This is a genomic window from Streptomyces sp. HmicA12, assembly GCF_000373565.1.
In the GTDB taxonomy this organism is placed as follows: domain Bacteria; phylum Actinomycetota; class Actinomycetes; order Streptomycetales; family Streptomycetaceae; genus Streptomyces.
Genome location: NZ_KB891798.1, coordinates 145,807 through 172,426 on the forward strand (window position 1 = coordinate 145,807; position 26,620 = coordinate 172,426).

At 70.5% G+C, this 26,620-nt stretch carries 30 protein-coding genes; 6 read left to right on the forward strand and 24 right to left on the reverse strand.

Annotation, left to right across the window (positions count from 1 at the left end; translation table 11 throughout):
* Nucleotides 1-27 precede the first annotated feature (27 nt).
* The 5 genes from B072_RS0104520 to B072_RS0104540 all read right to left on the reverse strand — a co-directional run bounded on the left by B072_RS0104520 (nucleotide 28) and on the right by B072_RS0104540 (nucleotide 4,390).
* The gene (locus tag B072_RS0104520) at nucleotides 28-237 is read right to left on the reverse strand and encodes a DUF6243 family protein (RefSeq protein WP_018528741.1); all 210 of its coding nucleotides are present in this window, start codon (nucleotides 235-237) and stop codon (nucleotides 28-30) included.
* Nucleotides 238-424: 187 nt separating this feature from the next.
* Entirely contained in the window at nucleotides 425-1,117 is a 693-nt protein-coding gene (locus B072_RS0104525; protein ID WP_018528742.1) for a response regulator, read from the reverse strand.
* Nucleotides 1,114-1,317 (reverse strand): hypothetical protein, encoded by a 204-nt coding sequence (locus B072_RS0104530; protein WP_018528743.1) that lies wholly within the window; start codon nucleotides 1,315-1,317, stop codon nucleotides 1,114-1,116. The genes B072_RS0104525 and B072_RS0104530 overlap by 4 nt, the downstream gene beginning before the upstream one ends.
* 115 nt (nucleotides 1,318-1,432) lie before the next feature.
* Entirely contained in the window at nucleotides 1,433-3,337 is a 1,905-nt protein-coding gene (locus tag B072_RS46195) for a PAS domain S-box protein (RefSeq protein WP_018528744.1), read from the reverse strand.
* 354 nt (nucleotides 3,338-3,691) lie between these two features.
* A complete protein-coding gene (locus B072_RS0104540) occupies nucleotides 3,692-4,390 on the reverse strand; it encodes a response regulator (RefSeq protein ID WP_018528745.1) in 699 nt (232 codons plus the stop codon).
* 129 nt (nucleotides 4,391-4,519) lie between these two features.
* On the opposite strand from B072_RS0104540, the gene B072_RS48010 reads away from it, so the two are divergent.
* A complete protein-coding gene (locus B072_RS48010) occupies nucleotides 4,520-4,729 on the forward strand; it encodes a hypothetical protein (protein WP_158689144.1) in 210 nt (69 codons plus the stop codon).
* A 143-nt stretch (nucleotides 4,730-4,872) separates the two neighbouring features.
* Here B072_RS48010 and B072_RS48975 read toward each other — a convergent pair whose 3' ends face one another.
* A complete protein-coding gene (locus B072_RS48975; RefSeq protein WP_234018792.1) occupies nucleotides 4,873-5,925 on the reverse strand; it encodes a tyrosine-type recombinase/integrase in 1,053 nt (350 codons plus the stop codon).
* A 190-nt stretch (nucleotides 5,926-6,115) separates the two neighbouring features.
* Here B072_RS48975 and B072_RS0104555 point away from each other — a divergent pair, with 190 nt between their 5' ends.
* Genes B072_RS0104555 through B072_RS42390 form a run of 3 tightly spaced genes read left to right on the forward strand, consistent with a single transcriptional unit; the run spans nucleotide 6,116 to nucleotide 7,423 of the window.
* Nucleotides 6,116-6,562: an SRPBCC domain-containing protein gene (locus B072_RS0104555; RefSeq protein WP_018528748.1), complete on the forward strand. Its 447-nt coding sequence runs from the start codon at nucleotides 6,116-6,118 to the stop codon at nucleotides 6,560-6,562.
* A complete protein-coding gene (locus tag B072_RS0104560) occupies nucleotides 6,559-6,927 on the forward strand; it encodes an ArsR/SmtB family transcription factor (protein ID WP_018528749.1) in 369 nt (122 codons plus the stop codon). The genes B072_RS0104555 and B072_RS0104560 overlap by 4 nt, the downstream gene beginning before the upstream one ends.
* Before the next feature lie 13 nt (nucleotides 6,928-6,940).
* A complete protein-coding gene (locus tag B072_RS42390) occupies nucleotides 6,941-7,423 on the forward strand; it encodes a hypothetical protein (RefSeq protein WP_018528750.1) in 483 nt (160 codons plus the stop codon).
* 149 nt (nucleotides 7,424-7,572) lie between these two features.
* Here the strand turns inward: B072_RS42390 and B072_RS0104570 are convergent, their stop codons facing one another.
* The 16 genes from B072_RS0104570 to B072_RS0104645 all read right to left on the reverse strand — a co-directional run bounded on the left by B072_RS0104570 (nucleotide 7,573) and on the right by B072_RS0104645 (nucleotide 23,653).
* A complete protein-coding gene (locus B072_RS0104570) occupies nucleotides 7,573-7,842 on the reverse strand; it encodes a hypothetical protein (protein ID WP_199791003.1) in 270 nt (89 codons plus the stop codon).
* An 11-nt stretch (nucleotides 7,843-7,853) separates the two neighbouring features.
* Nucleotides 7,854-8,507, reverse strand: coding sequence for a DUF4158 domain-containing protein (locus B072_RS46205; RefSeq protein ID WP_158689145.1), 654 nt, complete (start codon nucleotides 8,505-8,507; stop codon nucleotides 7,854-7,856).
* Nucleotides 8,508-8,803: 296 nt separating this feature from the next.
* Nucleotides 8,804-9,838, reverse strand: coding sequence for a hydrogenase expression/formation protein HypE (gene hypE, locus B072_RS0104580; protein ID WP_018528753.1), 1,035 nt, complete (start codon nucleotides 9,836-9,838; stop codon nucleotides 8,804-8,806).
* Nucleotides 9,835-10,968, reverse strand: coding sequence for a hydrogenase formation protein HypD (gene hypD / locus B072_RS0104585; RefSeq protein WP_018528754.1), 1,134 nt, complete (start codon nucleotides 10,966-10,968; stop codon nucleotides 9,835-9,837). The genes hypE and hypD overlap by 4 nt, the downstream gene beginning before the upstream one ends.
* Nucleotides 10,965-11,636, reverse strand: a complete 672-nt coding sequence (locus tag B072_RS0104590; protein WP_018528755.1) for a CBS domain-containing protein — start codon at nucleotides 11,634-11,636, stop codon at nucleotides 10,965-10,967. The genes hypD and B072_RS0104590 overlap by 4 nt, the downstream gene beginning before the upstream one ends.
* Before the next feature lie 30 nt (nucleotides 11,637-11,666).
* Nucleotides 11,667-12,986 (reverse strand): Ni/Fe hydrogenase subunit alpha, encoded by a 1,320-nt coding sequence (locus B072_RS0104595; RefSeq protein ID WP_018528756.1) that lies wholly within the window; start codon nucleotides 12,984-12,986, stop codon nucleotides 11,667-11,669.
* Nucleotides 12,983-13,738, reverse strand: coding sequence for an oxidoreductase (locus B072_RS0104600; protein ID WP_018528757.1), 756 nt, complete (start codon nucleotides 13,736-13,738; stop codon nucleotides 12,983-12,985). The genes B072_RS0104595 and B072_RS0104600 overlap by 4 nt, the downstream gene beginning before the upstream one ends.
* Nucleotide 13,739: 1 nt before the next feature.
* Nucleotides 13,740-14,558 (reverse strand): FAD/NAD(P)-binding protein, encoded by an 819-nt coding sequence (locus B072_RS0104605; protein WP_018528758.1) that lies wholly within the window; start codon nucleotides 14,556-14,558, stop codon nucleotides 13,740-13,742.
* Nucleotides 14,555-15,013: a Crp/Fnr family transcriptional regulator gene (locus B072_RS0104610; protein ID WP_018528759.1), complete on the reverse strand. Its 459-nt coding sequence runs from the start codon at nucleotides 15,011-15,013 to the stop codon at nucleotides 14,555-14,557. Before B072_RS0104610 ends, B072_RS0104605 begins: the two co-directional genes overlap by 4 nt.
* Nucleotides 15,010-16,176, reverse strand: a complete 1,167-nt coding sequence (locus tag B072_RS0104615; RefSeq protein WP_018528760.1) for a 4Fe-4S dicluster domain-containing protein — start codon at nucleotides 16,174-16,176, stop codon at nucleotides 15,010-15,012. The genes B072_RS0104610 and B072_RS0104615 overlap by 4 nt, the downstream gene beginning before the upstream one ends.
* Before the next feature lie 91 nt (nucleotides 16,177-16,267).
* Nucleotides 16,268-16,813 carry a flavodoxin domain-containing protein gene (locus tag B072_RS0104620; RefSeq protein WP_018528761.1) on the reverse strand — a complete coding sequence of 182 codons (546 nt, stop codon included), beginning with the start codon at nucleotides 16,811-16,813 and terminating at the stop codon, nucleotides 16,268-16,270.
* Nucleotides 16,814-16,979: 166 nt separating this feature from the next.
* A complete protein-coding gene (locus tag B072_RS0104625; protein WP_018528762.1) occupies nucleotides 16,980-17,705 on the reverse strand; it encodes a CBS domain-containing protein in 726 nt (241 codons plus the stop codon).
* Between the two features lie 59 nt (nucleotides 17,706-17,764).
* Entirely contained in the window at nucleotides 17,765-20,440 is a 2,676-nt protein-coding gene (locus B072_RS0104630; RefSeq protein WP_018528763.1) for a bifunctional GNAT family N-acetyltransferase/acetate--CoA ligase family protein, read from the reverse strand.
* A gap of 101 nt (nucleotides 20,441-20,541) precedes the next feature.
* The gene (locus tag B072_RS0104635) at nucleotides 20,542-20,817 is read right to left on the reverse strand and encodes a HypC/HybG/HupF family hydrogenase formation chaperone (protein ID WP_018528764.1); all 276 of its coding nucleotides are present in this window, start codon (nucleotides 20,815-20,817) and stop codon (nucleotides 20,542-20,544) included.
* A gap of 5 nt (nucleotides 20,818-20,822) precedes the next feature.
* On the reverse strand, nucleotides 20,823-23,135 hold the full coding sequence (gene hypF, locus B072_RS0104640; RefSeq protein ID WP_018528765.1) for a carbamoyltransferase HypF: 2,313 nt from the start codon (nucleotides 23,133-23,135) through the stop codon (nucleotides 20,823-20,825).
* A complete protein-coding gene (locus B072_RS0104645) occupies nucleotides 23,132-23,653 on the reverse strand; it encodes a hydrogenase maturation protease (protein ID WP_043243393.1) in 522 nt (173 codons plus the stop codon). The genes hypF and B072_RS0104645 overlap by 4 nt, the downstream gene beginning before the upstream one ends.
* A 257-nt stretch (nucleotides 23,654-23,910) precedes the next feature.
* Here B072_RS0104645 and B072_RS0104650 point away from each other — a divergent pair, with 257 nt between their 5' ends.
* The gene (locus B072_RS0104650) at nucleotides 23,911-24,153 is read left to right on the forward strand and encodes an SHOCT domain-containing protein (RefSeq protein ID WP_234018793.1); all 243 of its coding nucleotides are present in this window, start codon (nucleotides 23,911-23,913) and stop codon (nucleotides 24,151-24,153) included.
* A gap of 30 nt (nucleotides 24,154-24,183) precedes the next feature.
* On the forward strand, nucleotides 24,184-25,047 hold the full coding sequence (locus B072_RS0104655) for a universal stress protein (protein WP_018528768.1): 864 nt from the start codon (nucleotides 24,184-24,186) through the stop codon (nucleotides 25,045-25,047).
* Nucleotides 25,048-25,062: 15 nt separating this feature from the next.
* On the opposite strand, the gene ppk2 is transcribed toward B072_RS0104655, so the two are convergent.
* Both ppk2 and B072_RS45920 read right to left on the reverse strand, forming a co-directional pair.
* Nucleotides 25,063-25,869 (reverse strand): polyphosphate kinase 2, encoded by an 807-nt coding sequence (gene ppk2 / locus B072_RS0104660; protein ID WP_018528769.1) that lies wholly within the window; start codon nucleotides 25,867-25,869, stop codon nucleotides 25,063-25,065.
* Nucleotides 25,870-25,943: 74 nt separating this feature from the next.
* Nucleotides 25,944-26,615, reverse strand: a complete 672-nt coding sequence (locus tag B072_RS45920; protein WP_018528770.1) for a universal stress protein — start codon at nucleotides 26,613-26,615, stop codon at nucleotides 25,944-25,946.
* Between the last annotated feature and the right edge of the window lie 5 nt (nucleotides 26,616-26,620).

The window sequence follows — 26,620 nt, forward strand, 5'->3', positions numbered from 1 at the left end:
GCGCCGCCGACCCGCGGCAGTGGTGCGTCAGCTCTGCGCGGTGTCGTCGTCCGGCTGCCCGGCGCTCTCGGTGGTGCCCACCTTCTCGCGCATCTTGCGCACCAGTTCCGCCTTCTGCTCGGCGGCACCCTGCCGGTCGAGGTTGCGGTGCGGACCGTTGTTCTGGCGCTCGACGCGGGACAGCTTCTTGCGCTTGCCGCCGCCCATGCCCACGGGGTTGTTGATGTTCTTGCTCACGGGTTCTCCCGGATGGTGTGAAGTGACCTACGGATTCATCGGTGGGGGACGGGCGCGGCTGCGTCGAAGGCGTCAGCGGGGCCCGTCACGCTCTCACTCGTAAATCAGCGTCTGGAAGAACATGACCATGACGTTACCCGACTCCGTCGGCCCCGCACGCCAATCCGCCAGGGTGCGCGGGCGGACGTCACGGCATCCGGTACTCCTGTTCCGGCCGCCCCGTCGTCCCGTAGCGAAGACTCATACGCAGGAGGCCCGCTGAGACGAGCGAGGCGAGGTAACGCTGGGCCGTGGCACGTGAGACGCCGATGAGGCCGCCGACCTGTCCCGCGGACAGCGCTGTCGTGGAGCTCCGTACGGTCGTCAGCACCGCGTCTCCGGTCACGGTGCCGGCGATGGGGCGGCGAGCGGGGTGACGGGCAGCGGGTTCGCGCAGTGCGCCGTACGCGCTCTCGACCGTGCTCTGGTCCACGGACTCCGTCTCCGTGAGCTGTCTGAACCGGGCGTAGCCGCGCAGTTTCTCCGCCAGGAGCTCCGGCGGGAACGGTTTGATCAGGTAGGCCAAGGCACCCGCCGACAGCGCGCGGCGCACCACAGGGCCCTCGGCCGCCGGGCTGAGGACGAAGGTGTCGCAGTCCAGGCGGCGCAGCAGGTCGATGCCGGATCCGTCGGGCAAGTAGATGTCGACGAGGGCGAGGTCGACGCGCGTGCCGGCGGCTTCGGCGGCGGTGACGGCCTCCAGCGCCGTCTCGGCCGTGTGTGCCGTGCCGGCCATGGTGAAGCCCGGTACTCCTTCCACCGGCGAGGCGTGGACACCGGCGACGCGGAAGTCGTCGTCGACCACGAGGACGGAGAGGGGCGGTCGGTCGAGGGCCGTCACTTGTCGATCTCCATGGCGTCGTGGAGGCGGGCCACGAAGACGGCGCCGCCCGTGACTGGTTCGGTGTCCGGTCCGAACGTCCCTGTTCTGTCCGGGATTTCTGGGGTGAGCGGTGGCCCACCGGCTTCCCCGACGTACACGTCGCCGCCCCTGGCGCGGGCGATCTGGCGGGCCAGCTGCGCTGCTGGTGCCAGCCGCACAGTTGGGGCCTGACCGGCCTCATGATCACCGACCGACGTTGCGGCGAGCCGACCGTGCGCGGCCCGGCCGCGGTGGGCGGCGAATTGCCGAACGGCAGGTGCGTTGCTTACCGGTTCACCGGGTGGAGGTGGGCAAGGACAGCGAGAACCACACGGCTTTTCCGTCTTGAGTGGGGAGGGTCCCCCATGTCGAGGCCAATTGGTCCAGGAGAGCCAGCCCGCGGCCCGATTCCTCGTCGAGTCCTGCGGTTCGGGCCTGAGGAAGGACCGGGCTGCCGTCACAGACCTCGACGTTGAGCTCGTCCTTCGTGCGGCGCAGGCGTAGCCGTAGGGGGTCGCAGGCGTGGCGTACGGAGTTGGACAGTAGTTCGGAGGTCAGCAGGCAGGCGGTGTCGCTGATGTCTTGGCAGCCCCAGTCCTGGAGGGTGCGGCGCAGGAAGCTGCGTCCTTCTCGCACGCTGATCGGCTGTGCCGGCAGAACGGCGGAGACAGCGGTCAGCGGCGCGGGAGGCATGCGGGCGAGGAGCAGAGTCACGTCGTCGGTGTAGTCCTGGGGGTCGGGCAAGAGCGCGGCGAGTACGGAGTTGGCCGCCTGCTCCAGGCACACGGAGTCGGCGATGGCCTTCTCCAGGGAGACGGCCAAGGCGTCGATCTGCTCTTCGATGTCGCTGGTGGGGGTTTCCACCAACCCGTCGGTGTACAGGGCGAGTACTGATGCCGGCGGCACGGTCAGCCGGGTTTCCTGGTGGGGCACCTCGCCGACTCCCAGGGGCACGCTGACAGGGACAGGGAGCCGGCGGACCTGACCGGTGGGATCCGCGAGCAGTACCGGCAGGTGCCCCGCGGAGCACACCGTCAGGCAGCTCTCGTCAGGGTCCAGGATGAGGTAGCAGCAGGTGACGAGTTGGTCGGGCAGTTCACTGACGACCGCGTCGAGCGCCCGCATCAGCTGCCAGGGCGGCATACCCGTCTTCGCCAGCGCGTGGGATGCCGAACGCAGCTGGCCCATGACCGCGGCGGCCTCCAGGCCGCGCCCCATGACGTCACCTATGAGTACGCCCACCCGGCCTCCGCCCAGTGAGATCATGTCGAACCAGTCCCCGCCCACACCCGGACCCTGCCCCGCGGGAAAGTAGCGGCTGGATGTGTCGATGCCCGAGAGGGGCACAGGAGATCCCATCAGGCTGCGCTGAAGGGTCAGGGCGACATGGCGCTGCTGCTCATAGAGTTCGGCCAGCTGGGCTTCGGCTTGTTTGCGTTGGCTCACGTCACGGATCGCTGCGGACACCAGGGTGCCCTCGGGCGTTTCCAGAGGGCTGAGGCTGATCTCGACCGGGAACTCGACCCCGTCCTTTCGCAGGCCGTGCAGATCCAGGCCGACGCCCATGGGTCGCACCCGACGGTTCTGCACATAGCCGTGACGGTGAGAAGGGTGGGAATGATGGAACCTCTGCGGAACCAGTATTTCCACCTGCCGACCCAGGAGTTCTTTGCGCTGATACCCGAACAACGCCTCGGTCTGCGCATTCACCAACTGGATGGTGCCCGCGTCGTCGACGATGACGATGGCGTCCGGGGCGGCCTCCAGCAGCGCGCGAAAGCGAGCTTCCGCCGCCTTGCGCTCGCTGACGTCCCGTACGGCGGCGGAGATCAGAAGTCCGTCCGGGGTCTGCAACGGACTGATGCTGATCTCGACAGGAAACTCGGCTCCGTCTCTGCGCAGTCCGTACAGCTCGAGATTCGCTCCCATGGGGCGCACCTGCTGGTTGCTGGTGTAGCCCTCCCGGTGGGCCGGGTGCTGGGTGCGGAAACGCCGGGGAACGAGGAGCTCGATGGGCTGGCCGAGCAGTTCGTCGCGGGGGTAGCCGAACAGGGTCTCCGTCTGCGCGTTCACCAGACGGATGACACCGGAGTCGTCCACGATCACCATCGCATCGGGAGCCGCCTCCAGCAGCGCGCGAAAGGGTTCCTCGGCAACGGGAATGAGAGGTGATCGCGCCTCGTGCGTGTCGCGTTCCATGGCGCATTTCAGCATTACCGGGAGCTTGCGAGGGCATTTTGTCGTTAAGAGCTCACTAGTGTTTCCTTATTGGTCAGTTGTGGGACGCCAGTCGCTGGTGAGGCTGCTCGGCGAACTGGCTCAGGCGGGGCGGAAGGCCACCTCCCGGTTTCTCCGGGGCCCAGCGTTGTCCGGTCGGCCCGATGGACGACGGGGCGTGCTAGGTGGCCGGGGCCCGGACCGGTGGTGGCGCGGCGGCCGATGAGCAGGAGATCGGAGAGGGCCGACGCCTGCACCAGGATGTCCCGGGCACGCCCTTCGTGAGGTGTGGCGTGTTCGGTCACGTCGGGGTGGGCCTCTCGCGGGTCACGCCGGTCAGTTGTCCGCGGACTCTGTGGAGGAATTCCGCTGTGAGGCGATGACCGCCGCCTGGACGCGGCGATGGACACCGAGTTTGCGCAGCAGGCGGGAGATGTTGTTCTTCACGGTCTTCTCCGACAAGTAGAGACGTTTGCCGATCTCGCGGTTGGTGAGGCCTTTGCCGATCAGCGTCAGAATGTCCCGCTCTCGTTCGGAGAGACCTTTCAAGGCGGCGGATTCCTCTGGCGGTGCCTCCTGCGGTGCTCGCAAGGACCGCAGGAGCCGTGCCGTCGTCGCCGGGTCCAGCATGGATTGGCCGGTGGCGACGGTGCGCACGGCAGCGACGAGGTCCGCTCCTCTGAGCTGTTTGAGGACGTAGCCGGAGGCGCCTGCCATGATCGCGTCGAGCAGTGCGTCATCGTCGTCGAAGGACGTCAGTATGAGACACGACGTCTGCGGTACGGACGAGCGGAGTGCGCGACAGACGGTGATGCCGTCGCTGTCCGGGAGGCGGACGTCGAGAACGGCGACGTCGGCGCGCAGTGCCGGAGCGCGGACCAGTGCCTGCTGAGCGGTGGCGGCCTCGCCCACCACGATGATGTCGGGCTCGGCGCTCAGAAAGTCGACCAACCCCTTCCGGACCACCTCGTGGTCGTCGAGAAGAAAGACCCTGATCGGATGTTCCGCTGTGAAGTGCCGTTCCATGTCGGCCATCTCGGTCCTCGGGAAGGAGAGCGGTTCCAGCGAACGGTGAGTTCTTCCGATCCTCGTCCTCCCGACAGGAGTCCGAAAGGGCTGAACGCCCCGATCTGAAGGACGGGTTGGTGCGGTCTCCTTGAGGGGGTGTCCGGTGATGGAGGCAAGGACGCGCAGGAGGGTGCTTCTGTGGCGGTGGCGGTGGCGGTGGCGGTGGCGGTGGCGGTGGCCGGGGCTGCGGACGAGCGGATGGCGCGGGAGCGCGTGGGTACGGGATCGGCCTTGGTGAAGCCGGGAACGGTCAAGGGCGCCACGGTCACGGTCTGGCTGAAATGTGGGCGGGAACCTGGTGGGTGAACCCCGGGACACGGGGGAGGCCCGGCTACTTCCAGCCTTGTGCTGCCAGCGAGACCTTGCCTGTGGATGAGCGAGGCGGAGAGAAGACCCGGACACGATCGGGTGCCGGTAAGAACGCTGTCACCAGCCGCAAACGATGGGTGTCACGTCCGGCGACGGGCGGCGGGGTCGCGTTCGGCGACGTGCCGGGCGACCGAGTCGACGCCGGGGCGGGCATACCGCTCCAGGGAGCGGACGGAGGCATGACGGGAGCGGGCCAGCAGCATCGGGGTGGAGGTGCCGTCTTCGGCGTCGTGCGTCAGGGCACTGTGGCGGAGCCGGTGGAGTGTCCAGCCGTCCAGGTCCTCGATGTCGTCCGGGGAGGCAAGTGGGTTGGCCAGCAGCCGGGTGTTCTCCTCGAAGATCTCCTCAGCGCGGCGGTAGGAGAGCCGGGCCCGGCCGGTCTCCGGGCACACGTCGAGCGTCGGTGTCCCGGCCGGGGCCTTGCGGTCGGTGAGGAACAGCGGGCCGCGGGTGCGGCGGGCGATCAGTCGGGGCAGCAGCTGGGCGGTGCCGGACTGCCGGTGAATCCACTCGGTCGCCCCGCCCTTGGCGGTGATCTTCCCGCGCTTGTCCTGCGGGTACAGGTCTTCCACGTTCAGGCACAGCACCTCATCGGCCCGGGCCGCAGACTCGTAGAGCATCTTCCGCTGCGTCTTCTCCCGCAGGGCGACGTCCAGGCGCCACAGGGCGGCGATCTGGTTCTCGGCCAGGGCCTTGGTGCGGTCCGGCGGTGCTGGCCGCCGCTCGATACCGATCGTCGGATCGCCTTCGATCCAGCCCTGTCGCTGCCACCAGCCGATCGCCTTGCGTGCGATCGACAGCTCCCGGTTGACGGTGTCGGCGTCCATCTCGTCCGCCCGCGCCGCCGCCAGCTCGGCCAGCACCTCCGGCAGCACCGAGTCGTCGATCGCGGCAACGGGGAAGACGGGCGGCTTCGCGCCGCGGTGGGCAGGTCCGGTCCGCGCGGGTTCGCCGGCGAACATCCGTCCCCATGTCGTCAGCGAGATCCGGTAGATCCGCGCGGAGGACTTCGCGATGCCCGCGCCGGTGAGGTACCGCTCGACCGCCGCCGTGTACGACGACGGAGGGGCGGACAGGGGCACCACTCGGTCGCGCGGCAGTCGGAGCGCGCCCCTGTACCCAAGTTCGGTCACTGGTTCGATCGTCACGCCCGCCCTGCCCTTCCGGCACTGTCCCAGTAAATCCGGCATTTACTGCGGCAGAAACGCGCCACCGTGCGTCTTCTTCCAAGTGGCGCGCGATCGGAGTGCAACTCTCGGGTTGCACCCCTGGAGTCGACGTGCAACTCTAGGGTTGCATTCAACGGCGGTGAAGGAGCCCCTTATGAGCGAGGACCGGATCGAGCGCGAAACCCTGATCGCGGCACCCCTGGAGCGAGTCTGGTCGCTGGTGGCCCAACCCGGGTTCTGGGTGGCCGACAAGGCGAGCCTGCCCGGCACGATGGCCAAAGAAGGTGAGTCGATGGTGGCGAAGAATGCCGAACACGGCGACTTCCCGGTGAGGGTGGAGAAGGTCGAGCCGCCGACGTACCTCGCGTACCGCTGGACCAGTGCGTTCCCCGGAGAAGAGCTGCGCGAGGACAACAGCACCCTCGTGGAGTTCACGTTGACCCCGGAAGGCGACCAGACGCGGCTGCGCGTCGTCGAGAGCGGGTTCGCGGCGCTGGCCGGGGCCCAGGAGCTGCGCAGTCAGAACCTGAAGGACCACAGTGCAGGCTGGCCCCTGGAGCTCGGCGCGCTCAAGACTCGCGCCGAACAGCCCTCCACGTGACGGAAGAACGTCCCGGCGCCGCCAAGGTCGTCGACAGCGTCCTTGCCGCGCTCGCCGACCCGACCCGACGTCAGCTGCTCGAACTGCTCGCCGCCCAGGACGAGGCCACCGCGACGACACTCGCCGCACGGCTTCCCGTCTCGCGGCAGGCGGTGGTCAAGCACCTCGCCGTCCTGGACGCAGCCGGGCTGGTTTCCAACAGCCGGGTCGGACGCGAGGTGCGCTACACGGTACGGCCCGCGGCGCTGGATGCGACGGCGCGGTGGATGGCCTCACTGGCGGCCGACTGGGATCGGCGGTTGGCGAAGATCAAGCGCGTCGCCGAGGCGACGGACCTGGACGCGCGCTCGGCACGACCCGACTGAAAGGAAGGAGATCATGGACACGACAGCACTTCGCAGCGCCTACGACAAGTTGCTCGATGCGGCGGCAATCCCCAACCTCGGCGAAGGCACCGACGGAGGATGGAGCGCCGATCAGGTCTTGGCCCATCTCCTCAGCGTCGACGCCGCGACCGCGGCGGTGGCTCTTGGCGTCGTCGCCGGCTCGCGCCCCACCTTCGACAACCGGATCTCCCTCGACACCTGGAATCTTGACCGGATCATCGCCGAGCACTCGGGCCGGCTGGAATTGATTGATCACGTCCGGAGCCAAGCCGCGGTTCTCTGCGACATCGCCGATCAGCTCAACGAGAAAGCCGCCGCGGTTCTGGTGCCGACGATCCTCCTGTCCAACGACGCGCTCGTGCTGGACCAGCCGGTTCCGGTGGCGGGCCTCATCGATGGCCTCGCCGAGAATCACGTGCCGGTGCATACCCAACAGCTCCTCGACCTTCGCGTCGCCGTCCCCGGGAACACCTGAAAGGCAGCGAACGACGCCAGCTGCCGGGCGCCACCACGCGGGCGAGGCCGGCACGGTGGGCCAGGCGCGGGCACAGGGCAGCCACGTGCCGGTGTCGCGCCATGCGAGACATCGGCGCGGCCCGCCTGCAGTGCTGTACAGGCGCAGGGTCATGCGTTCCCCACAGTGGATCGTGCGGCCTGGTCGGCCGGGATCCGGGGTCCCGGCACGGAGGCCACGGCGAGGTTGAGGCGGGCACCCAGCAGCGCGGCCAGCAAGGTCACCCGCAGCACCACCGGGTGCGTCCGCAGATGGGAAGGCGACTCCACCGCGGCCCGCGCCCGCCAGCCGGCCACCACCTTCGGCGCGACGTCGATGAACAGATCCCGTGGCAGTCCGATCGCCCGCACCGCCAGGAGCTTGTCGATCTCAGTGAGCATCGTCTCCAGGCTCACGTTGCCCGGCGCTTCCCTTGACCTTCGCCAGCACCGGCGGCGCGCCCTCGCCCTCCGCACCGCCACCTGCGGGTCCGGCGTCGTCCTGGTCGGCGCCGGCCACCGGCGCCACAATCCGCTCGATGCTCTCCACGGTCAGCCGGGAGGAGATCAGGGCAGTCAGTAACTCCTCGGCTGCCCGCAGAGCGGCCGACACGATCCGGTCGCACCCGCCCGGGAGTGGGCGGCTCGATGTTCTCCGTGCGGCAGCGCGCCAGCAGTTCCACCCTCACCTGCTCGGGCCCGCGTTCCTTGTGCGCGACGTTCTCGGCCAGATATGCCGTCAGCGTCTCCGCGTCCGCGACGCTGCACTCGCGGAAGCCGAGGTGCTCCCGGATCTGCGCGCGGTGGTACTCGACAGTGCGACCCGTCCAGTCGTAGAAACCCAGCTCCGAGGCAGGAACCTGCACCTGCCGGGCAACGAACGCCACGGCTTCACCAGGCAGCTCGGCCCGGCCCCGGGGAAACCGGCCGTACTGCGTATAGAACTTCAGCAGCACGGCGAAGCCCAGTCGCGTCGCACCGCGCTTGCCGGACACGAGCGCCTGCTCGTCCTTGAGTAACGTCCAGTGCCCGACGAGTTCATCCAGGTCCAGCGGAGTACGGGCCACGATCGCTGATCGTCCTCGCAGAGCCTCACCCACCGCAGCCGTACGGCCTCGGACTCGCCCACGTGGGTGACGCTCTCGCAAGATCACCGCCGTTTGCGGCTGGTGACAGCGTTCTTACCGGCACCCAAACACGCCGACGGTGTGCTGACCATCAAGGTCCCGGTCCCGGAGCGGAGGGCGAGCACCAGGACCATCCCCGTGGGGCACGGCTGAGCCGGCCCGCGACCGTCGTGTCGTACGGCGCCTGCGCGACGGCTGCTGACGGTCGCGCAGCCGCCTTGTACTGCAGGGAACTGTCAGCAGATGCGGGGGAGTTGCTCCCCCAGAGGCATGTCCACCACGCGCCGGGAGCCGACCAGGGTGCTCAGCACCACGCGGCCGGGCGTGCCGTCCGGGAGTACCTCGCCGATCCGCTGGGCCGCGTATCCCTCCGGGCGGGACCGAAGGGCGGTCAGGGCGGAGTCGGCGGCGGTGGGCGCGACGAAGGCGACCAGGCATCCTTCATTGGCGACGGTCAAGGGATCCAGGCCGAGCAGGTCGCAGGCCGCGGCTACGGGCGTTGGGACAGGAAGGGAGCCCTCGGCGATCTCGACAGAGACCGAGGAGTCGCGGGCGATCTCGTTGAGGGACGCCGCGAGGCCGCCGCGGGTGGGGTCGCGCAGGGCGTGCACGTCCGTGCCGAGGGGGGCGAGGGTGCGCACCAGGTGGTGCAGGGGGCGGCTGTCGGAGGCGATGTCGCTGTCGAAGCCGAGCCCCTCCCGGGTCGAGAGGATCGTCGTGCCGTGCAGTCCGATGGGCCCCGAAAGGAGGATGACGTCGCCGGGGCGGGCCAGCGCGGCTGAGGGGCGCAGCGCACTGTGGCGGCGCCCGATGCCGGTGGTGTTGATGAACAGTTTGTCGGCGGCTCCCCTCCCGACGACCTTGGTGTCACCGGTGACGACGGGGACCTCGGCGGCGCGTGCCGCCTTGCCCAACGAGGTGAGCAGGGACCTCAGTTCCGGCAGCGGCAGGCCCTCCTCGATGATGAGGGACACCGTCAGGGCCAGCGGCCAGGCCCCCCGCATGGCGAGGTCGTTGACCGTGCCGTGGACGGCGAGCGAGCCGATGTCGCCGCCGGGGAAGAACAGCGGGCTGACCACGAAGCTGTCCGTGCTGACCACCAGATCCCCGTGGCCCGGTATGAGCGCGGCGTCCTCCATGGCCCCGGCCCCGCCGTCGAGAGCGGGCAGCACGAGCGTGTCGAGCAGCTCGGCGGTGAGACGTCCACCGGCACCGTGACCGAGCAGGACACGCTCGTCCTCGTGGTGGGGCGTCGGGCAGTCGGCGGTCATGACGTCTCCGTGGTTCGCCGAGTGCCCGTCGAGCTCGTGGAACTCCTGGTGCGTCCCGCGGAGTGAAACGCCGCGCACGTGCCCTCCGTGGAGACCATGGGTGCTCCGAGTGGATGGCGAGGTGTGCAACGGACGCCGTAAGCGGTGCAATCGGTGGGCAGCCGGGCGCCGGTGAGGATGGCGCCGGCGATGCATTCCGAGTCCTCGACGGGCCGCAGCTCTCCGACGTCGAAGCGTCGCGCCGCGTCGAACTCGGCGTAGCGCGGCGCGAGTTCGAGGCCACTGCCGGGCAGCCGGCCGATGCCGCGCCACGCGCGGTCGGTGACGCGGAAGACGCGCCGAACAGCGTCCTGCGCAGCGGTGTTGCCGGAGCGTACGACGGCGCGCGCGTACTGGTTCTCCACCTCGAACCGTCCGCTCTCCAGTTGGCGGACGGCCAGCAGAATGCCTTCCAAGAGGTCGAGCGGCTCGAAACCGGTGACCACGATGGGCACTTGGTGGCGTACGGCGATCGGTTCGTACTCGGCCCAGCCCATCACCGCGCACACGTGCCCGGCCGCGAGGAACGCCTGGACCTCGCAGTCGGGGTCCGCGAGGAGCGCGGTCATCGCGGGCGGTACGAGAACGTGGCTGACGAGGACCGAGAAGTTGGCCAGGCCGAGCCGGTCCGCGTGCAACACCGTCATGGCGTTCGCCGGGGCGGTCGTCTCGAACCCGACCGCGAGGAAGACCACTTCACGGTCGGGGTGCCGCTCCGCCAGGCGCACGGCGTCCATCGGGGTGTAGACGACACGCACGTCGGCCCCTCGCGCGCGCAGGGACAGCAGGTCGGTGCCGGTCCCCGGGACGCGCAGCATGTCGCCGAAGCTGGTGAACACGACGCCGGGGCGGGCGGCGATCGACATCGCCCGGTCGAGGGTCTCCAACGGCGTGACGCACACAGGACAACCCGGCCCGTGGATCATGCGGATCCCGGCCGGGAGCAGCTCGTCGATGCCCTGACGGACCAGGGTGTGGGTCTGGCCGCCGCACACCTCCATGATCCGCCAGGGCCGGGTGGCGGTGGCCCGTAACTCGGCGAGCAGGCTGCGGGCGAGCGCGGGGTCGCGATACTCGTCGAGGTACTTCACGAAGGGGTGTCCTCCGGCGCGGACCGGGTGCCCGTGAGATGGCATTCCACGTCCACGACACCCTCCACGGCGCGTGCCAACCGGGCCACCACCGGGACGAGTCGGGTGTCGCGGACGCGGCCGGTGACCGTCACGACGCCGTCGGCCACATCGACCCGTATCGGGCTGGCAGGCGCCCGGAAGACGTAGCTGATGATCTCGCGCCGCACCTCCTCGGCGATCTCCTCGTCCGGTCGCAGGAACACCTTGAGCAGGTCGGAGCGGCTGACGACGCCCTCGATCATGCCCTCGTCGTTGACGACGGGAAGGCGCTTGACCTTCTGGTGCGCCATGGTGCGCGCGGCCTGCGCGAGGGTGACGTCGGCGTGCACCGTGACGGCCGGTGCCGTCATCAGCTCACCGGCGGTGATCGCACCGGCCTTCGCGAGATCCGACAGGCGGCGCAGCTGGGTGAACCGGTCGGGGTCGCTGTCGCGGAACTCCTCCTTCGGCAGCAGATCGGCCTCGGAGACGATGCCGACGACACGTCCCTCGCCCTCCAGTACGGGCAGGGCGCTGACCTTCCACTGCTGCATCAGATCGACGATCTCCTTGAACGGGGCGTCGCGCCCGACGCCGATGACGGTGTGCGTCATCACGTCGCTGACGATGTGCGGGCTGCCGTGCATGGTGTCCCTCCGTGTCGTCGCGTGCGGGGTTCAATCGCGGTCGATGGTCAGGTCGAGGAAGTGGGTGGAGCACGAGATGCACGGGTCGTGATTGCGGATGGCCCGCTCGCACAGATGGGTCAACGCATCGTCGTCCAGACCGAGTTCGCTGAGCCCGTGCTGGGCGACATGGCGCAGGTCGGCCTCGATGGCCCCCTGGTTCTGGGCGGTCGGCGGGACCAGCCGGGCATCGAGCACGGTGCCCTCGCCGTCCAGGACGTAACGGTGGTAGAGCAGCCCGCGCGGCGCCTCGGTCGCGCCGTGCCCGGTGCCCGCGCGGGCCGGGACCTCGACGTAGGGACGAGGCGGCGGCTCATAGGAGTCGATGATCCGCAGTGCCTCGTCGACGGCGTACACGACCTCGACGGCACGGACGAGGATCGAGCGGAAGGGATTGCGGCACACACCCTTGCCGAGCCCGGCGGCGTCGGCCGCGTCGAGCGCGGTCGGGGACAGCAGATGCCCGCTGAGCGCGAACCGGGCCAGCGATCCCGTGAGATGGCGCCGCCCGTCGAGCCGTGCGTGCAGCGCCGTGGAATGCGGCAGATGCTCCTCCTGCACGTGGTCCAGGAAGTCCCGCACCGGGAAGGACCGCCGCTCGCCGTCGGCGCGCAACACCGTAGGGGTGCCGCCCTCGATGGCATACGTGCCCGGGGACGTCAGCGCGAAGAGGTCCGCGTCGACCCGCGCCTCGGGGAAGTCGAAGCCCGCGACCCAGCGCACCGTCTCCCACGCGTCGGCCGCGGCCTGCCGCAACTGGGACGCCAGCGGCCGCAGTTCGGCACGCGTCGGGCTGCGGTGGAAGCCCCCGACACGCACGTTCACCGGGTGGATGGCGCGCCCGCCCAGCAGCTCCAGGATCGCGTTGCCCGCCTGCTTGAGGCGTAGCCCCCGTTCCACCGCCGACTTCTGCGTGCGGGCCAGATCGATCGCGCCGTCGCAGCCCAGGAAGTCCGGGGCGTGCAGCAGATAGATGTGCAGCGTCTGGCTCTCGATCCACTCACCGCAGTACAGCAGTCGGCGTAACTGCCCTATTCCTGAGGGTATTTCGACGCCGCATGCGTCCTCGATCGCCGCGCAGGCGCTCAACTGGTAGGCCACCGGGCAGATTCCGCACACTCGGGCGGTGATGTCGGGTGGCTCCGTGTGGGCGCGGCCGCGCAGGAACGCCTCGAAGAAGCGGGGCGGCTCGTAGATCTGGAGCCGGGCCTCGCTCACCCGCCCCTCCCGGACGGTGAGGTGCAGCGCGCCCTCGCCCTCCACCCGGGAGAGGGAGGCGACGCGCAGGACGCGCGAGCCGCGATGGCTCATGACCTCAACTCCCTCTCGAAAGCGGCGCTGTTGAAGGTGTGCAGGACACGCTCGACGTCGCGGTCGCTCATCCCGTCGCGACGAAGAAGGGGAATCTGCGCGGGGAGGTTCACCGACCCGGACGGGCCGAAGCAGCCGTAGCAGCCGCGCCCGTACGCGGGGCACAGCGCGCCGCAGCCCGCATGCGTGACCGGGCCCAGGCACGGCGTGCCGTGGGCGACCGTGACGCACACGGTGCCGCGACGCTTGCACTCGAAGCAGACGCTGTGGCTGGGGATGTCGGGCTTGCGTCCCGCGAGGTAGGCGGTGACGACCTCCAAGAGCTGGCGTCGGTCGATCGGGCAGCCGCGCAGCTCGAAGTCGACGTCCACGTGCGCCGAGACGGGCGTGGAGGTGGCGAGCGTGTCGATGTAGTCGGGGCGGGCGTAGACGGTGCGGCGGAACTCTTCGACGTCCGCGAAGTCGCGCAGCGCCTGGATGCCGCCGGCGGTCGCGCACGCCCCGATCGTCACGAGGAAGCGGGACTCCATTCTGATGGCCCGGATGCGCTCCGCGTCCGCCGCCGTCGTGATCGAGCCCTCGACGAGCGTCAGGTCGTAAGGGCCCGGTTCGACCGCGCTCGACGCCTCCAGGAAGTGCGCGATCCGCACCCGCTGCGAGAGCGCGAGGAGTTCGTCCTCGCAGTCCAGCAGGGTGAGCTGGCAGCCGTCGCAGGACGCGAGCTTGAACACGGCGAGCGTCGGGGCGCTCATGTCACAACTCCCTTACGTGCAGCAGAGGTTCGGCCACCGACCAGTCGACAACCGGGCCGTCCCGGCACAGCAGGACCCCGCCGAGCTGGCAATGGCCGCAGTGCCCGGTGGCGCAGCGCATGTTCCGTTCGAGGGAGACCTTGATGTGAGGGGCGGGCACGCCCTGGTGGAGCAGGTCGCGGGCGGTGGCACGGATCATGACCTCGGGCCCGCAGACGAAGGCCGTGGTGCGCTCCGGATCGAACTCGGCGCGACCCAGGAGCGAGGTGACCACGCCTACGTCGCCGGTCCAGGACGCGGTAGGACGGTCGACGGTGACCGCGCAGCGCAACGCCCTCTCGTCCGCGGCCCAGGCGCGCACCTGATCCGCGTACAGCAGCTCGTCCGGACCGCGGGTGCCGATCAGCAGACTGAGCCGCCCGTACGAGGCGGGGGCGTCCAGTACGTCCAGGATCAGCGGACGCAGGGGCGCGAGACCGATCCCGCCCGCGACGACCAGAACGTCCCGCCCGGCCGCGTGCGCGAGGCCCCAGCCGGTGCCGAAGGGACCCCGAAGACCGATCTGTTGTCCGGGCCGCATCCCGCACAGCGCGCCCGAGACCGCGCCGACCGCGCGCACCGTGTGGACCAGGTCGCGGCCCTGGATGCGGGAGACGGAGACCGGGATGTCGCCGACACCGAACGCGTACACCATGGCGAACTGCCCCGGAGAGAAGGGGCCGAGTCTGTGCGGGCCCGCGGGCGTCACGGTGAGCGAGACGGTGTCGGCCGTCTCCGCGCGCACGTCGGCGACGCGAAACGGCAGCGGCGACACGGTCATCGTGGACTGCCGCTGCCGTACGGGGCGTACAGGTCGAGCAGACGGGTGCGGGCCGCCTGCAGACGGTGGGCGAGGACATGGCCGATCCAGTCGGAGACGGCTTGCCCGAACGTCGGGTCGGCGGCGCACATCGACCGCACGGCCTTCGCGTCGAACTCCCACGTCCGCAGCGGGGTCGCCGCTTCGGCGCCCAACTGCCATGTGTGCGGCGTGAGCAGCCAGGACCAGCCGACGAGTTCGCCGTGCCCGAGTGTCTCGATGACGGCGGCCCTGCGGCCGGGTACGTGCATGTCGAGGGCGACGCTGCCCGTGCGGACGATCCAGAACCGGTCGGCGTGTCCGCCTTCCTCGAACAGCCGCGCACCCACGTCGAAGTTGACTTCGTGGGCGATGCGCATCAGCCGTTCCTGGTGTTCCAGAGGGAGGGCCGTGCGCAGGTTGGTGGTGGAGGTCATGGCTTCGTCTCCTCTCGCTCCTGTTCACCGTGGAGCCGGGCCGCGAGCTCGTCGTGCAGGGCGGTGGCCTCCTCGGTGATGTCGATCCCGACCGGGCACCAGGTGACACACCGGCCGCAGCCCACGCAGCCGGTGGAGTCGAACTGGTCGTGCCAGGTGCCGAGTTTGTGGGTGAGCCACTGGCGGTAGCGGCTGCGCGGCGAGGAGCGCACCGCGCCGCCGTGCAGATACGAGAAGTCGAGGTCGAAGCAGGAGTCCCAGCGCTGCCAGCGCTCGGCGTGGTCGCCGGTGAGGTCGGTGACCTCCTCGGTCGTGGTGCAGAAGCACGTGGGGCACACCATCGTGCAGTTGCCGCAGGTCAGGCAGCGGGAGGTGACGTCGTCCCAGCGTTCGGCGTCGAGGCTGTCGCCCATCAGGGCGTGCAGGTCGACGGGCGGCATCGCCCGGCCCATCCGGTCCCGGGCCGCGTCGACCGCGCCGCGGGCGGCTGTCTCCGTGCCGGCGTCGGCGCGCCGGTGCGGCACGTGGGCCAGGACCTCGGCCCCGGCCTCGCTGCCGACGCGTACGAAGAACCGGTGGCCGCCCGTGTCCACCACTTCGGTGAGCGCGAGATCGAAGCCGGCGTCCGCCGCGGGCCCGCCACCCATCGAGACGCAGAAACAGGTGGCCCCCGGCACGGTGCACTCGGCCGCGACGACGAAAGCCCCCGAGCGGCGGGCGCGGTAGCCGGAGTCCTCGTAGTGTCCGCCGGTCAGGACCCGGTCCTGGATGGAGATGGCCCGCAGGTCGCAGGGGCGGACGCCGAGGAAGGCGTACGAGGGCTGCTGGGCGCGGCCCGGACGGACGGCAAGTGCTCCGTCGGACGAGCGGTCGACGCTCCACAGCTTCTCGCGCTGGGGGTGGAGGAAATTCTTCCAGGACTGAGGGCCCGAAGTGTGTGCGAAGGCGGCGCCGTCCTCGCGTTGGACGAGCCGGTAGCGGCCCGCCTCGAGCTCGCTGCCCCAGCCGAAGGGCAGCTCGTCGGCACCGGCGATCTCGGTGAGGACAACGGCGCCGTCCCGCACGCCGGGGCCCACGACCGTACGGCCCCCTGCCACCAGGACTTTGATCAGGCCGTCGAGTCCGTCCCGGTCCAGTACGGCGGTCTCAGGGCTGTCGCTCATCTGCGCCTCCGGGGTCTCGGATCTCTCAACTCCACTCTTTCCAAAGCGAGTTGGCTGCGCCATGGGCTGCTCGGCCCCGGGGGAGGGACCTTCAGCCCGAAGCGTCGCCGGGGGACCTGTGTCGTGGATGTCCTGGAATCAGGGTGTCCGCGATGTCATCGGCCCAGGCGTCGATCGCGCGCCAGTCCCGGTAGTCACCGAAGTGGCCCCCGCCGGCCCTGAACAGCAACCGGCCGAGCCGACCCAGGTGCTCGGGAAGAATCACACCGGAGAAGCGGCGGTACCCGCGAGGTCCGATCGACTCGACAAGCCGCGCGATGGGCTGCTGTTCACCCCGTTCGGCCAGGCGCCGCAGCGGGCCGCGCAGAGCATCGAGCATGCCGACGCTGAACATCCAGATGGGCATGTCAGGCCGGCCGTCATGGTGGCGCCGCGCGCATTCGGCGGCGGCGGGCAGCCAGGCGCCATTGTGCACGGCGCTGCCGATCACCACCGCGGTCCAGCCCTGCTCGGACGGGGAAGGGCCCGCGGGCAGGACTTCGATCGGGTGATCGCGCAGGGCGAGCCGGGCCGCGATCCGCTCGGCCACCTCCTGCGTCGATCCGTGTTCGCCGGCGTAACTGATGAGTACCGACATGATGGGGCCACCTCCATGCGTTCACCGATGGGGACGGAAGGATCGATCGGCGGGCCTGACTCCTTGGACAGAGCGGTGACGGGAACGGCGACGCGAGGACCTGGCCTTCCGCCAAGTCGTCGGCCCTTGGACGAGCCGGCGCACGGTGGTGAGCTGGGCGTGTGTCTCAGAGCTTGTGCAGCCAGTCGTCCGTGACACCGCGCAGAGCCTGTTCGTCGGGGCGCAGACGGGAGTCGTCCAAGCGGTAGGTCAACTTGTCGACGACGCCGACGACGCCGTCCATACGGCTCGTCATGCCGACCGCGATCGCAGTTTCACTGCGCCGCTCCAGTTGCCCGTCGAGCGTGACGACGCCTTCGTGAACGTCCACCGAGATGAGCCGTGGAGCGAGCCACAGGGTGCGCACCAGCACCTCGTCGATGACGCTGCGGCGGATCTCCTCGTCGGGCCGGAGGAAGACCCGCAGGACGTCGCGGCGGGTGACGATGCCGACGAGCCGGTCCTCCTCGTCCACCACGGGCAGGCGTTCCACCCGGTGCTCGATCATGGTGCGGGCCGCCTCGGTGACCGTCGACTCCGCGCGCACGGTGATCGCGGGGGTGGACATCAGGGTTCCCGCGGTACGGGCGCGCGCCTTGGCGGTGGCCCTGCGGCGGGACTTCCGCAGCCGGGTCCACCGGGAAGGGCGGGTGCCGGCTTCGCGTTGCTCGGCCTGGTGGGCCAGCAGGTCCGTCTCCGAGATGACGCCGATGACCTTGTCGTCCTCGTCCGTGACCGGGAGACCGCTGATACGGCGATCGGCGAGGAGTTCGGTGACCTCCTTGAACGAGGTCGCGTAGTGGGCGACGACCACATCGTCGACCATCACGTCGCCGGTCCTGGTGTGCTTCATGAGGTCCCTCCTCTGTCGTGCGGAGTGTCTGTCGTGCGGAGTGCGAGACGCGCCGCTGGTCAGCGCAGCCGCCGCAGGTACGGGTCGTGGGCCTGCCGGGGTTCGATGCGGATCCGGACGTCGAGGGCGGCGTTGCCGTGCGGCCCGGCCAGGACCGGGTTGAGGTCCGCCTCGGCCACCTGAGGCAGGTCGCAGGCCATCCGGGACAGCCGGTGCAGGAGCAGTTCCAGGCCGTCGAGTTCGGCTGTCGGCGCCCCGGCGTAACCGAAGAGGAGGGGCGCGCACCGCGGGGACGTGATCAGGTCGTGCACATCGCGGTCGCCGAGCGGTGCGAGACGTGCCGAGTGGTCGGCGAGGAGTTCCGTCGCCGTACCGCCGGCGCCGAAGACGATCAGCGGCCCGAACACCTCGTCCTGGACGATCCCGGCGAAGAGTTCGGTGCCGCGGTCCGCCAGCGGCTGGATCACCACGCCGGTCATCAGATCGCCGAAGCGGGTCTCCAGATCGCGGTGCGCGGCCCGTACCTGCTGGGAACCACGGAGGTCGAGGTGGAGGGCGCGCTGCTCGCTCTTGTGGAGCAGCCCCGGCCAGTGAGCCTTCATCACGACGCGACCGTCGGCGCCCGCCAGGCGTTCGGCCGCCACGACCGCCTCGTCCTCGTCGCGGGCCCACGCCCAGGGGATCTGCGGGATGCGGTACTGGTCGAGCAGGGCTGCCGCCGTTCGTGGATCGAGCCAGCCGCCCTCCGGATGGTCGGCGACGAACGCGTCGACGATGGTGTGCGCCGCTCGCGTGTCGATGCCGGTCAACTCCGGGTAGCTGTCGGGCTGTCGGGCCAGCCAGCGGGCCCGGGAGGCGGCGTAGGACAGCGCGCGGGCGGCGTCCTGCGCTTCGCTGTACGCGGGCACCGTTCCCTGGAGCAGTCCCACGCGGGCCGCCTGGGCCGGCAGCACCGCCACGACCGGTCGCGGCAGCGGGGCCCCGACGCGGACGAGGGCGCGGGGCAGATCGTCCCCGGTCGCCGAGGTCACCGCGGTGGGCACGAGGAGTACCAGGACGGCGTCGACCGCGCCGTGCGCGGCCAAGCGCTCGACAACAGAGCGGAGTTGGTCCTCGTTGACCACGGGCGTGGTGTCCACGGGATTGGTGGCACTCGCCCCGGCGGGGAGTTCGGAAAGCAGCTGGTCGACGAGGTTCGTGCCGAGTGCCGGCACGGTGAGACCCGCCTCTTCGCAGGCGTCGGCGGCCAGTACGGCGGCGCCGCCCGCGTTGCTGACGATCGCGACGTTCGAGCCTGTGGGGAGCGGCTGGGAGTGCAACAGGGCCGCCGTGTCCAGGAGTTCACCGATGGTGCGGGTGGCCGTCACACCGGCCTGGGTGAACAGGGCCTGGCGGGTCATCGTGCGGGTCGCGGCGGCCGCGGAGTGCGAGGCGGCGGCACGTCGCCCGGAGGTGGAGCGCCCGGCGTCCACGGTGAGGACGGGCATGGTGCGGGCCACGCGACGGGCCGTTCGGGAGAACGCACGCGGATTGCCGAAGGACTCCAGGTGCAGCAGCGCCAGGTCAGTGCGTTCGTCGCTCTCCCACCATTGGAGCAGGTCGTTGCCGCTGACGTCGTACTTCTCGCCGAGCGACACGAAGGTGGAGACGCCGATGCCCAGCCGGTGCAGCCCGTCGAGCAGGGCGATTCCGACGCCGCCGGACTGCACGGCGACACCGGCGGTGCCGGGGCCGGGATGCCGCGCGGCGAAGGTGGCGTCGAGCTGGACGTCGGGCTCGGTGTTGGCGAGGCCGAGGCAATTGGGTCCGGTCAGCCGCATGCCGTGGCGTCGACAGGTTTCCATCAGCGCGGTGGCCGCCGCGGCGTCGAGACCGGCGGACACGACACACAGGGCCCGTACGCCGAGTTCGCCGCATTCCTCGGCGACATGGGGGACAGCCGATGCCGGAACGGCGATGACGGCGAGATCCGGCACCAGCGGCAGGTCCGCGACCGTGTGGCACGCGCGGATGCCCAGAATGGTCACCGCCTCGGGGTGCACGGCGAACAGCCTGCCGGTGAAGGAGCCGGTGTGCAGGTTGCGCAGCACGGCCCGCCCGACGGAGCCCGGCTTGCGGCCCGCGCCGACGACGGCCACCGATCGGGGCCGCAGCAGCGGCCGCAGACTGGCCACATCGGCAAGACCCGCACGGGTGTCGACGACGCTCAAGTAGTGCTCGTCCGAAGCGAGTTCGACCGTGCAGTGCACCTCGGGCCCGTCCCAGTGCCGGTCGACGTGCAGACCGAGGTCGGTGAAGACCTTGAGCACCTCATGGTTCTCGGCGAGCGCGTCCGCCCTGAAAGCGGTGATTCCCGCGGTGCGGGCGGCGTCCGCCAGATGCTCCAGGAGCAAGGTGCCGACACCGCGGTGGTGCCAGGCGTCGTCGACGGCCAGCGAGACCTCGGCCGCGGTGATGTCCGGCAGGGCCTCGTACTCGGCCAGTCCGACAAGGGTTCCCTCGTGCTCGGCGGCCAGTGCCCGGTAGCCGGGACGGGGCCGCCGGGCCACGCGCTCGGCGGCGTGCCGGGCGCTGGTGCGGCTGGCGGAGAAGAAGCGCAGCCTCAGATTGTCGGGCGACATCTGCTCGTAGAAGTGCCGTACGGCGTCCTGGTCGTCCGGGCCCGCACACCGGATCCGTACGGTCGTGCCGTCGACGAGCAGTGCGTACACCGGTGGTTCCTGGATCTCGGCCATCACGGTTCCTTCGTCGCCTTTGTCCGGGTGCCCCCAGCCTCCGGCGCGCGGGACGGGGGTCCCAGAGGCTGTCCGGGGCAGCGATGTGGGCCAAGTGGCCTTCAGGAAGCATCCGTTCGACCGGGCAGTGGTTCGCCCAGCTCACCCGTCACCTGGTCGGCCATGGCCCGCAGCACGTCGAGGGTGCGCTCGGCCTCTGCCTCGTCGACCTGGGCGATGGCGAAACCGACGTGGACGATCACGTACGTCCCTACGTCGGCTCGCGGGGTGTAGGCGAGGCACGCCTCGCGCCGCACACCACCGAAGTCGACGCTGCCCATGCGCAGGCCGTCGCTGTCGTGAATGTCGATGATCCGGCCGGGGATGCCCAGGCACATCGCGCTCACCCTTTCCGGTGCGGCAGGTCAAGCCGGGCGGCGGCGACGGCCGCCTGTCCGTAGCTGATGCCGCCGTCGTTGACCGGCACGGTGCGGCCGGTGAGGACACGCAGCCCCAGAGGGCGCAGCCGCGCGCGGACTTCGGTGCGGAGTCCGGCGTTCTGGAAGCAGCCGCCGCCCAGGCACACGAGGCGTGGTGCGCCCTCGGCGACGGCGCGGTCCACGAGCTGCGCCGTCACCTCGGCGACGGTGGCGTGGAAAGCGGCTGCCAGAAAGGGGACCTGCGCGTCTGCGCGACGAGGCGTCATCGCTTCCAGCAGCGCGGTCAGGGTCGGTGCCGGGTCGTACACCCACAGGCCGTCGCGCCGTACGAGGCTCCAGGGCAGGGGAGGCACCCGGCGCACCCCGGAAGCGGCGCTCTCCAGGGCGAGCGCGGCCTGCCCCTCGAACGAGACGCTGTCACCGAGCCCCAGCAGACTCGCCACCGCGTCGAAGAGCCGGCCCGCGCTGGAAGCACGCGGGCAGTTGACGTTCTGCGTGATCATGGCACGAACGGCGTCCGCCCCGGGCCGGTCGACGAAGGCGGCCGTCAACTCCGGTGTCAGAGCGTGAGACCCGAGGTCCTCCGCGCCGTACAGGTATCCGAGCGCCATGCGCCAGGGGTGCCGCACTGCCGCCTCCCCGCCGGGCAGCGGCGCGTAGCCGAAGCGCCCGATCCGGCGATACCCGGCCAGGTCGGCGAGGAGGATCTCCCCACCCCACAAGGTGCCGTCGTCACCGAGGCCCAGCCCGTCGTAGGCGACGCCGATGAAAGAGGAGCGCACCCCGTGCTCGGCCGCCACCGCGGCGACGTGAGCGTGGTGATGCTGTACGGGAATGCGGTGCTCCACGGGCAGGGCCCGCGCCCACTGGGTGGACAGGTAGCCGGGGTGCAGATCATGAGCGACGGCTTGCGGCGCGACGCCCGTGAGCCGGGTCAGGGTCGCGTAGGAAGTGAGGACGCTGTCGTACGTCGTCTCGTCCGCCAAGTCCCCTGCGTGTGCGGCGAGATGGGCCCGACCGCCCTCGGCCAGCGTGAAGGTGTGCTTGAGCTGGGCGCCGACGCCGAGCACCGGGACGGTGGCGGTATACGGCAGGGGGAGGGGCGCCGGGGCGAGGCCTCGGGCGCGCCGCAGCACGTGGATCCCGTCGGATGCGGCCTGCACGACCGAGTCGTCGTAGCGGGCGCGGATCTGCCGGTCGTGACTGAGGAAGCCGTCGGCGACCCGTGCGAGCACGGTGCGGGCCTCCGCGTCGTCGATGGCGATCGGGCCGCCTGAGAGGTTGCCGCTGGTGACGACGAGTGGGCGGCCGAGGGCGTGGCACAGGAGGTGGTGCAGGCCGGTGGTGGGCAGGAGGATGCCGATCCGGTCGGTCCCCGGGTGAAGGGACGTGCGGGTGCGCCGATTTCGGGCCGGGACGAGTACCACGGGCCGTTCCGCCGAGGCCATTGCCGCCGCTGCTCGCCTGCCGACTTTTGCCAGGAGGCGGGCTGCCGCGAGGTCCGCCACCATGACGGCGAGCGGTTTCGCCGGGCGGCGCTTGCGCCGGCGCAGCTCGGCCACGGCCGTCACATCGGTTGCGTCGCAGACCAGTTGATAGCCGCCGAGGCCCTTGACCGCGACGATGCCTCCCGCCTTGATCGTGTCGACCGCCGCCTGCAGCGCGTCGTCGCCGCGCAGCTGGTCCCAGGCCAGGCGCGGACCGCACGCGGGGCAGGCCAGCGGCTCCGCGTGGAAGCGCCGGTCGGTGGCATCGCCGTACTCGGCGGCGCACGCCGGGCAGAGCGGGAAGTCGCGCATGGACGTGCGGTCACGGTCGTAGGGCAGGCCTTCGATGATGGTGGCGCGGGGGCCGCAGTCCGTGCAGTTGACGAACGGGTAGCGGTAGCGCCTGTCGGCCGGGTCGAACAGTTCCGTCAGACAGGCCTGGCAGATGGCGGCGTCCGGCGGGATCTCGCGGGGCGTCCCCGGGCCGCGCGAGTCCGTGCCGCTGGGGCGCACCGCGAACCCTGTACCGATCTCGGAGCTTCCGTCGGGCGTGTCCGTGATCCGCACGTGGCGTACGGCGGACAGCGGTGGTGCCTGCTCCCGGATGAGCGTGACCAGTTCGCGCAGGGCGGTCGGGCGGCCGGTGACGTTCAGCTCCACATGCCCGTCGACGTTGCGCACCCAGCCGCTCAGGCCCAGCGCGTGCGCGGTTCTGTGGACGTACGGACGGAAGCCGACGCCCTGAACGCGGCCGAACACCTCGATGCGCCGCGTGATCCGCTCGCTCATGACCCGCTCCGGCGGGGCGGGTCGGCGGTGCGCTCGCTGCGGAAGCGCGCGATCTCCTCGCCCACGTGGTTCGCGAGGGGGACCACCTGGGCCGCCACCGGGCCGGAGAGCCCGCTGCCCACGGTCCTGTCGGCGCCCTCGACGGCGTACACCACCAGACGGCCGGGCAGCCGCCCGAGGACCCGGGACAGCTCGATGGCCTCTCCGAGCCCCAGACCGTGGGAACTCGTGGCTCCGGCTGTTCCCAACTGCGCGCTGTCCAGCTCCAGTCGGTGAATGCGGCCGGGGTGCGGCGGGTCGGCGTGCGCCGCGTCCAGGACCACCGAGAGCTTCGTGTGCTCCCAGAGCCCGAGCAGGCGCCCCGGATCACCGTCGCACGTCTCCAGTCGCGTACCGGCAGGCAAAGGGTGCGTCAGTGCCCGATTCCTGAGCTGCGCCACCACCGCCCAGCCCACGCCGTCGTCATGCCGGAAATCGTTCCCGACACCGATGATCGCGATCTCTGCCGAACCGTCCATCACCCTGCCGCCTCCCTCTGTGGCGCCCTCACATGTTCCGGTTCCCGGCGCCGGACAGCACGAGGCCGAAAGTCCCCGGTGAGGGCCGAACGGGCTCTCGCGGCCGTCGGCCGAACCGTGGGAGAAGGGAGGAAGAGAACCTCATAGGGAGGAAGCGGGCACGCCTCATATGCCTGCTGGTCGCGGGCCGCACCCGGCGGGCCGTGACGGATCAGGGGAAGTGATCCGCGATGTTCTTCTACGACTACGGTCACGGAATGAACGGCGGGGCCTGGCTGGCCATGTCGCTCGGCATGGTGGTGCTCTGGACCTTGATGATCGTGCTGGGAGTCATGGCACTGCGCTTGCTGATGCGCGCTCCCGGGCACCTCGGCACCTACTCCGTGCCTCGTCCCGAGCAGCTCCTCGCGGAGCGGCTGGCCCGGGGCGAGATCGACGAGGACGAGTACTGGCGCCGGCTCGCGGTACTGCGCTCCGCCGATCCGCTCACCAAACACTGACGCTCCGGACGAAAGAAGGCGGTGGGGGCAGTGGAACAGATCCTGGTGGTAGGCGTGGACGGGTCCGGTTCCAGCCTGGACGCGCTCGACTGGGCCGTGGACGAGGCGGCCCGGTACGGGCTTGAACTCCGGATCGTCTACGCGTTCCGCTGGTCACGCTATGAGGGGGTGGCGCTCGCGGGCTCGCTCGACCGTTCCGCCGAACAGACGTTGGCCGAGAACATCGTGGGCGGCGCCGCCGAACGCGCCCGGCGGCGCAACCCGGACGTCAAGCTGTCCACCGCGCTGGTGCCGCAGGAGGCGTCCGACGCGTTGCTCGACGCCTCGCACAGCGCGTGGGCCGTGGTGACCGGATCGCGGGGCCGAGGGGAGCTGAAAGGGCTGCTCCTCGGTTCGGTCGGCCTGACCGTCGCCGCCCGTTCGGTGGGCCCGGTCGTCGTGGTGCGTGGCGACAAGACAGGGATCGCCGGTACGCACGAACGGATTCTGCTGGCGGCCGGGGACGGGGCGGCCGACTCCGCGGCGCTGCGTTTCGCCTTCCGTGAGGCCGCGGCACGCCGATCGACCCTCGACGTCGTACATGCCTGGCGCTGCCCCACGCACGAGGACCCCGCCGCGAAGGATCCCGAGCGGCAACACGCGGAGCGGGCGGAGCACTTCCTCGCCTCCGTGCTCGAGGACGCCGTCGTGGCCCACCCGGACGTGCCGGTCAACCCGGCCACCGTCGAGGGCCCGGCCCACAAGGTACTGGTGCACCGGTCGGCCGCCGCGGACCTGTTGGTCGTCGGCGCACGCCGCAGGCACGGTCACCGCGGGATGCAACTCAGCCGGGTGAGCCACGCCCTGCTGCATCAGGCGCGATGCCCGGTGGCCGTCGTGCCCGACGTCGCGTGAAGTACGCCGGGCCGGCTACCGACCGGAACGGAGCCGCGCCGCGTGATCGGGCACGTACGTCTGCAGGTCGCGTGGCGGACGCCGGTACCCCGAGGCCGGGGGACGCGCGGGGAGATCGACTTCGGGTGGCGGGACGTCCCGGTAACGCACGGTCGAGAGCAGGTGCGCGATCATGTTGAGGCGCGCGCTGCGCTTGTCGTCGCTCTCGACGATGTACCAGGGCGCTTCCGCGATGTCCGTGTGCACGAGCATCTCGTCCTTCGCCCGCGAGTACGCCTCCCAGCGCGTGATCGACTCCACGTCCAGCGGCGACAACTTCCAGCGCCGGGTGGGGTCTTCGAGGCGGCGCCGGAAGCGCTGCTCCTGGACGGCGTCGCTCACCGAGAACCAGTACTTGCGCAGCAGCACACCGTCCTCCACCAGAAGGCGCTCGAAGATCGGGCACTGGTGGAGGAAGCGCCGGTGCTCCGCGGGCGTGCAGAAGTCCATCACGTGCTCCACGCCGGCCCGGTTGTACCAACTCCGGTCGAACAGGACCAGCTCCCCTGCCGCGGGGAGGTGTTCCACGTACCGCTGGAAGTACCACTGCGTGCGCTCGCGTTCCGTCGGCGCGGGCAGCGCGACGATCCGGGCGACGCGGGGATTGAGATGCTCGGCGACCCGTTTGATCGTGCCGCCCTTGCCCGCCGCGTCCCGCCCCTCGAAGATCACGACCAGACGGGCGCTTTCGGCACGCACCCACTCCTGGAGTTTCACCAGCTCCGCCTGCAGCCGGTTCAGCTCCCGCTCGTACAGCGCCTTGTTCACGACCTCACCCCGCATCCCGTAGCCCAACACCCCGACCGTCTCTCGTGACGTCATCGGGGTCCCCGCCTCCCGCGTCTTCGACCGACAGCTCAGGAGGGCACCACGATCACGGGGCACCGGCTGTGCTCGATCAGAGCCCGCACGGTCCGGCCGAGCCGCCCCCTGCGGCGCCTGCCCACGACAAGCACCTCGGCGTTCTCCGAGTTCCGCAGCAGTGCGTCGGATGCTGCCGGACCGAGGAACACGTCCGGCAGCATCCGTACTTCGGGGTACTTCTCGCGCCAGGGCCGCAGCACATCGGCCAAGGTCTGCACCTCCTGGTCCTCCCACGAGGCACGGTCCTTCTCCGGTACGGCGAAGGGCAGCGATGCCATGGCGAAGGGCGGAAGACTCCAGGCGTGCAGCACGTGCAGTCGTGCTCCGCGCAGCCCCGCGGTGTGCAGTGCGAAGTCGAGCGCGGCGTCCGCGGGATCGCGGGCATCGATCCCCACGGTCACCTTGTCGGGGCGGTGCCGCAGGTCGTGAAGCTCCGGCCGCAACGGCACGAGCACCACGGGGACGGTGCACCGCGTGGCCACGCCATGAGCCACCGAACCCAGACGCAGCCCGGCGTACCCGCCCGCGCCGCGCACGCCGATCACCACCAGTCCGGCGTGCTCACCGAGGGAGAGCAACTTCGGTACGACGTCACCGACAGGCACGGCGCCGTCGGCAGGGGCATCGGGACACGCCATGAGCTGCGCCTGGACGCGCGTGCTCACAGGAG

Excerpts from the sequence above, each read along its gene's own strand:
- B072_RS46195 (WP_018528744.1), bottom strand. The coding sequence starts at position 3,337 with ATGGAACGCGACACGCACGAGGCGCGATCACCTCTCATTCCCGTTGCC.
- B072_RS0104540 (WP_018528745.1), bottom strand. The coding sequence starts at position 4,390 with ATGGCCGACATGGAACGGCACTTCACAGCGGAACATCCGATCAGGGTC.
- B072_RS0104555 (WP_018528748.1), top strand. The coding sequence starts at position 6,116 with ATGAGCGAGGACCGGATCGAGCGCGAAACCCTGATCGCGGCACCCCTG.
- B072_RS42390 (WP_018528750.1), top strand. The coding sequence starts at position 6,941 with ATGGACACGACAGCACTTCGCAGCGCCTACGACAAGTTGCTCGATGCG.
- B072_RS0104570 (WP_199791003.1), bottom strand. The coding sequence starts at position 7,842 with ATGCTCACTGAGATCGACAAGCTCCTGGCGGTGCGGGCGATCGGACTG.
- hypE (WP_018528753.1), bottom strand. The coding sequence starts at position 9,838 with ATGACCGCCGACTGCCCGACGCCCCACCACGAGGACGAGCGTGTCCTG.
- B072_RS0104590 (WP_018528755.1), bottom strand. The coding sequence starts at position 11,636 with ATGCACGGCAGCCCGCACATCGTCAGCGACGTGATGACGCACACCGTC.
- B072_RS0104595 (WP_018528756.1), bottom strand. The coding sequence starts at position 12,986 with ATGAGCCATCGCGGCTCGCGCGTCCTGCGCGTCGCCTCCCTCTCCCGG.
- B072_RS0104600 (WP_018528757.1), bottom strand. The coding sequence starts at position 13,738 with ATGAGCGCCCCGACGCTCGCCGTGTTCAAGCTCGCGTCCTGCGACGGC.
- B072_RS0104605 (WP_018528758.1), bottom strand. The coding sequence starts at position 14,558 with ATGACCGTGTCGCCGCTGCCGTTTCGCGTCGCCGACGTGCGCGCGGAG.
- B072_RS0104610 (WP_018528759.1), bottom strand. The coding sequence starts at position 15,013 with ATGACCTCCACCACCAACCTGCGCACGGCCCTCCCTCTGGAACACCAG.
- B072_RS0104615 (WP_018528760.1), bottom strand. The coding sequence starts at position 16,176 with ATGAGCGACAGCCCTGAGACCGCCGTACTGGACCGGGACGGACTCGAC.
- B072_RS0104620 (WP_018528761.1), bottom strand. The coding sequence starts at position 16,813 with ATGTCGGTACTCATCAGTTACGCCGGCGAACACGGATCGACGCAGGAG.
- B072_RS0104625 (WP_018528762.1), bottom strand. The coding sequence starts at position 17,705 with ATGAAGCACACCAGGACCGGCGACGTGATGGTCGACGATGTGGTCGTC.
- B072_RS0104630 (WP_018528763.1), bottom strand. The coding sequence starts at position 20,440 with ATGGCCGAGATCCAGGAACCACCGGTGTACGCACTGCTCGTCGACGGC.
- B072_RS0104635 (WP_018528764.1), bottom strand. The coding sequence starts at position 20,817 with ATGTGCCTGGGCATCCCCGGCCGGATCATCGACATTCACGACAGCGAC.
- hypF (WP_018528765.1), bottom strand. The coding sequence starts at position 23,135 with ATGAGCGAGCGGATCACGCGGCGCATCGAGGTGTTCGGCCGCGTTCAG.
- B072_RS0104645 (WP_043243393.1), bottom strand. The coding sequence starts at position 23,653 with ATGGACGGTTCGGCAGAGATCGCGATCATCGGTGTCGGGAACGATTTC.
- B072_RS0104650 (WP_234018793.1), top strand. The coding sequence starts at position 23,911 with ATGAACGGCGGGGCCTGGCTGGCCATGTCGCTCGGCATGGTGGTGCTC.
- ppk2 (WP_018528769.1), bottom strand. The coding sequence starts at position 25,869 with ATGCGGGGTGAGGTCGTGAACAAGGCGCTGTACGAGCGGGAGCTGAAC.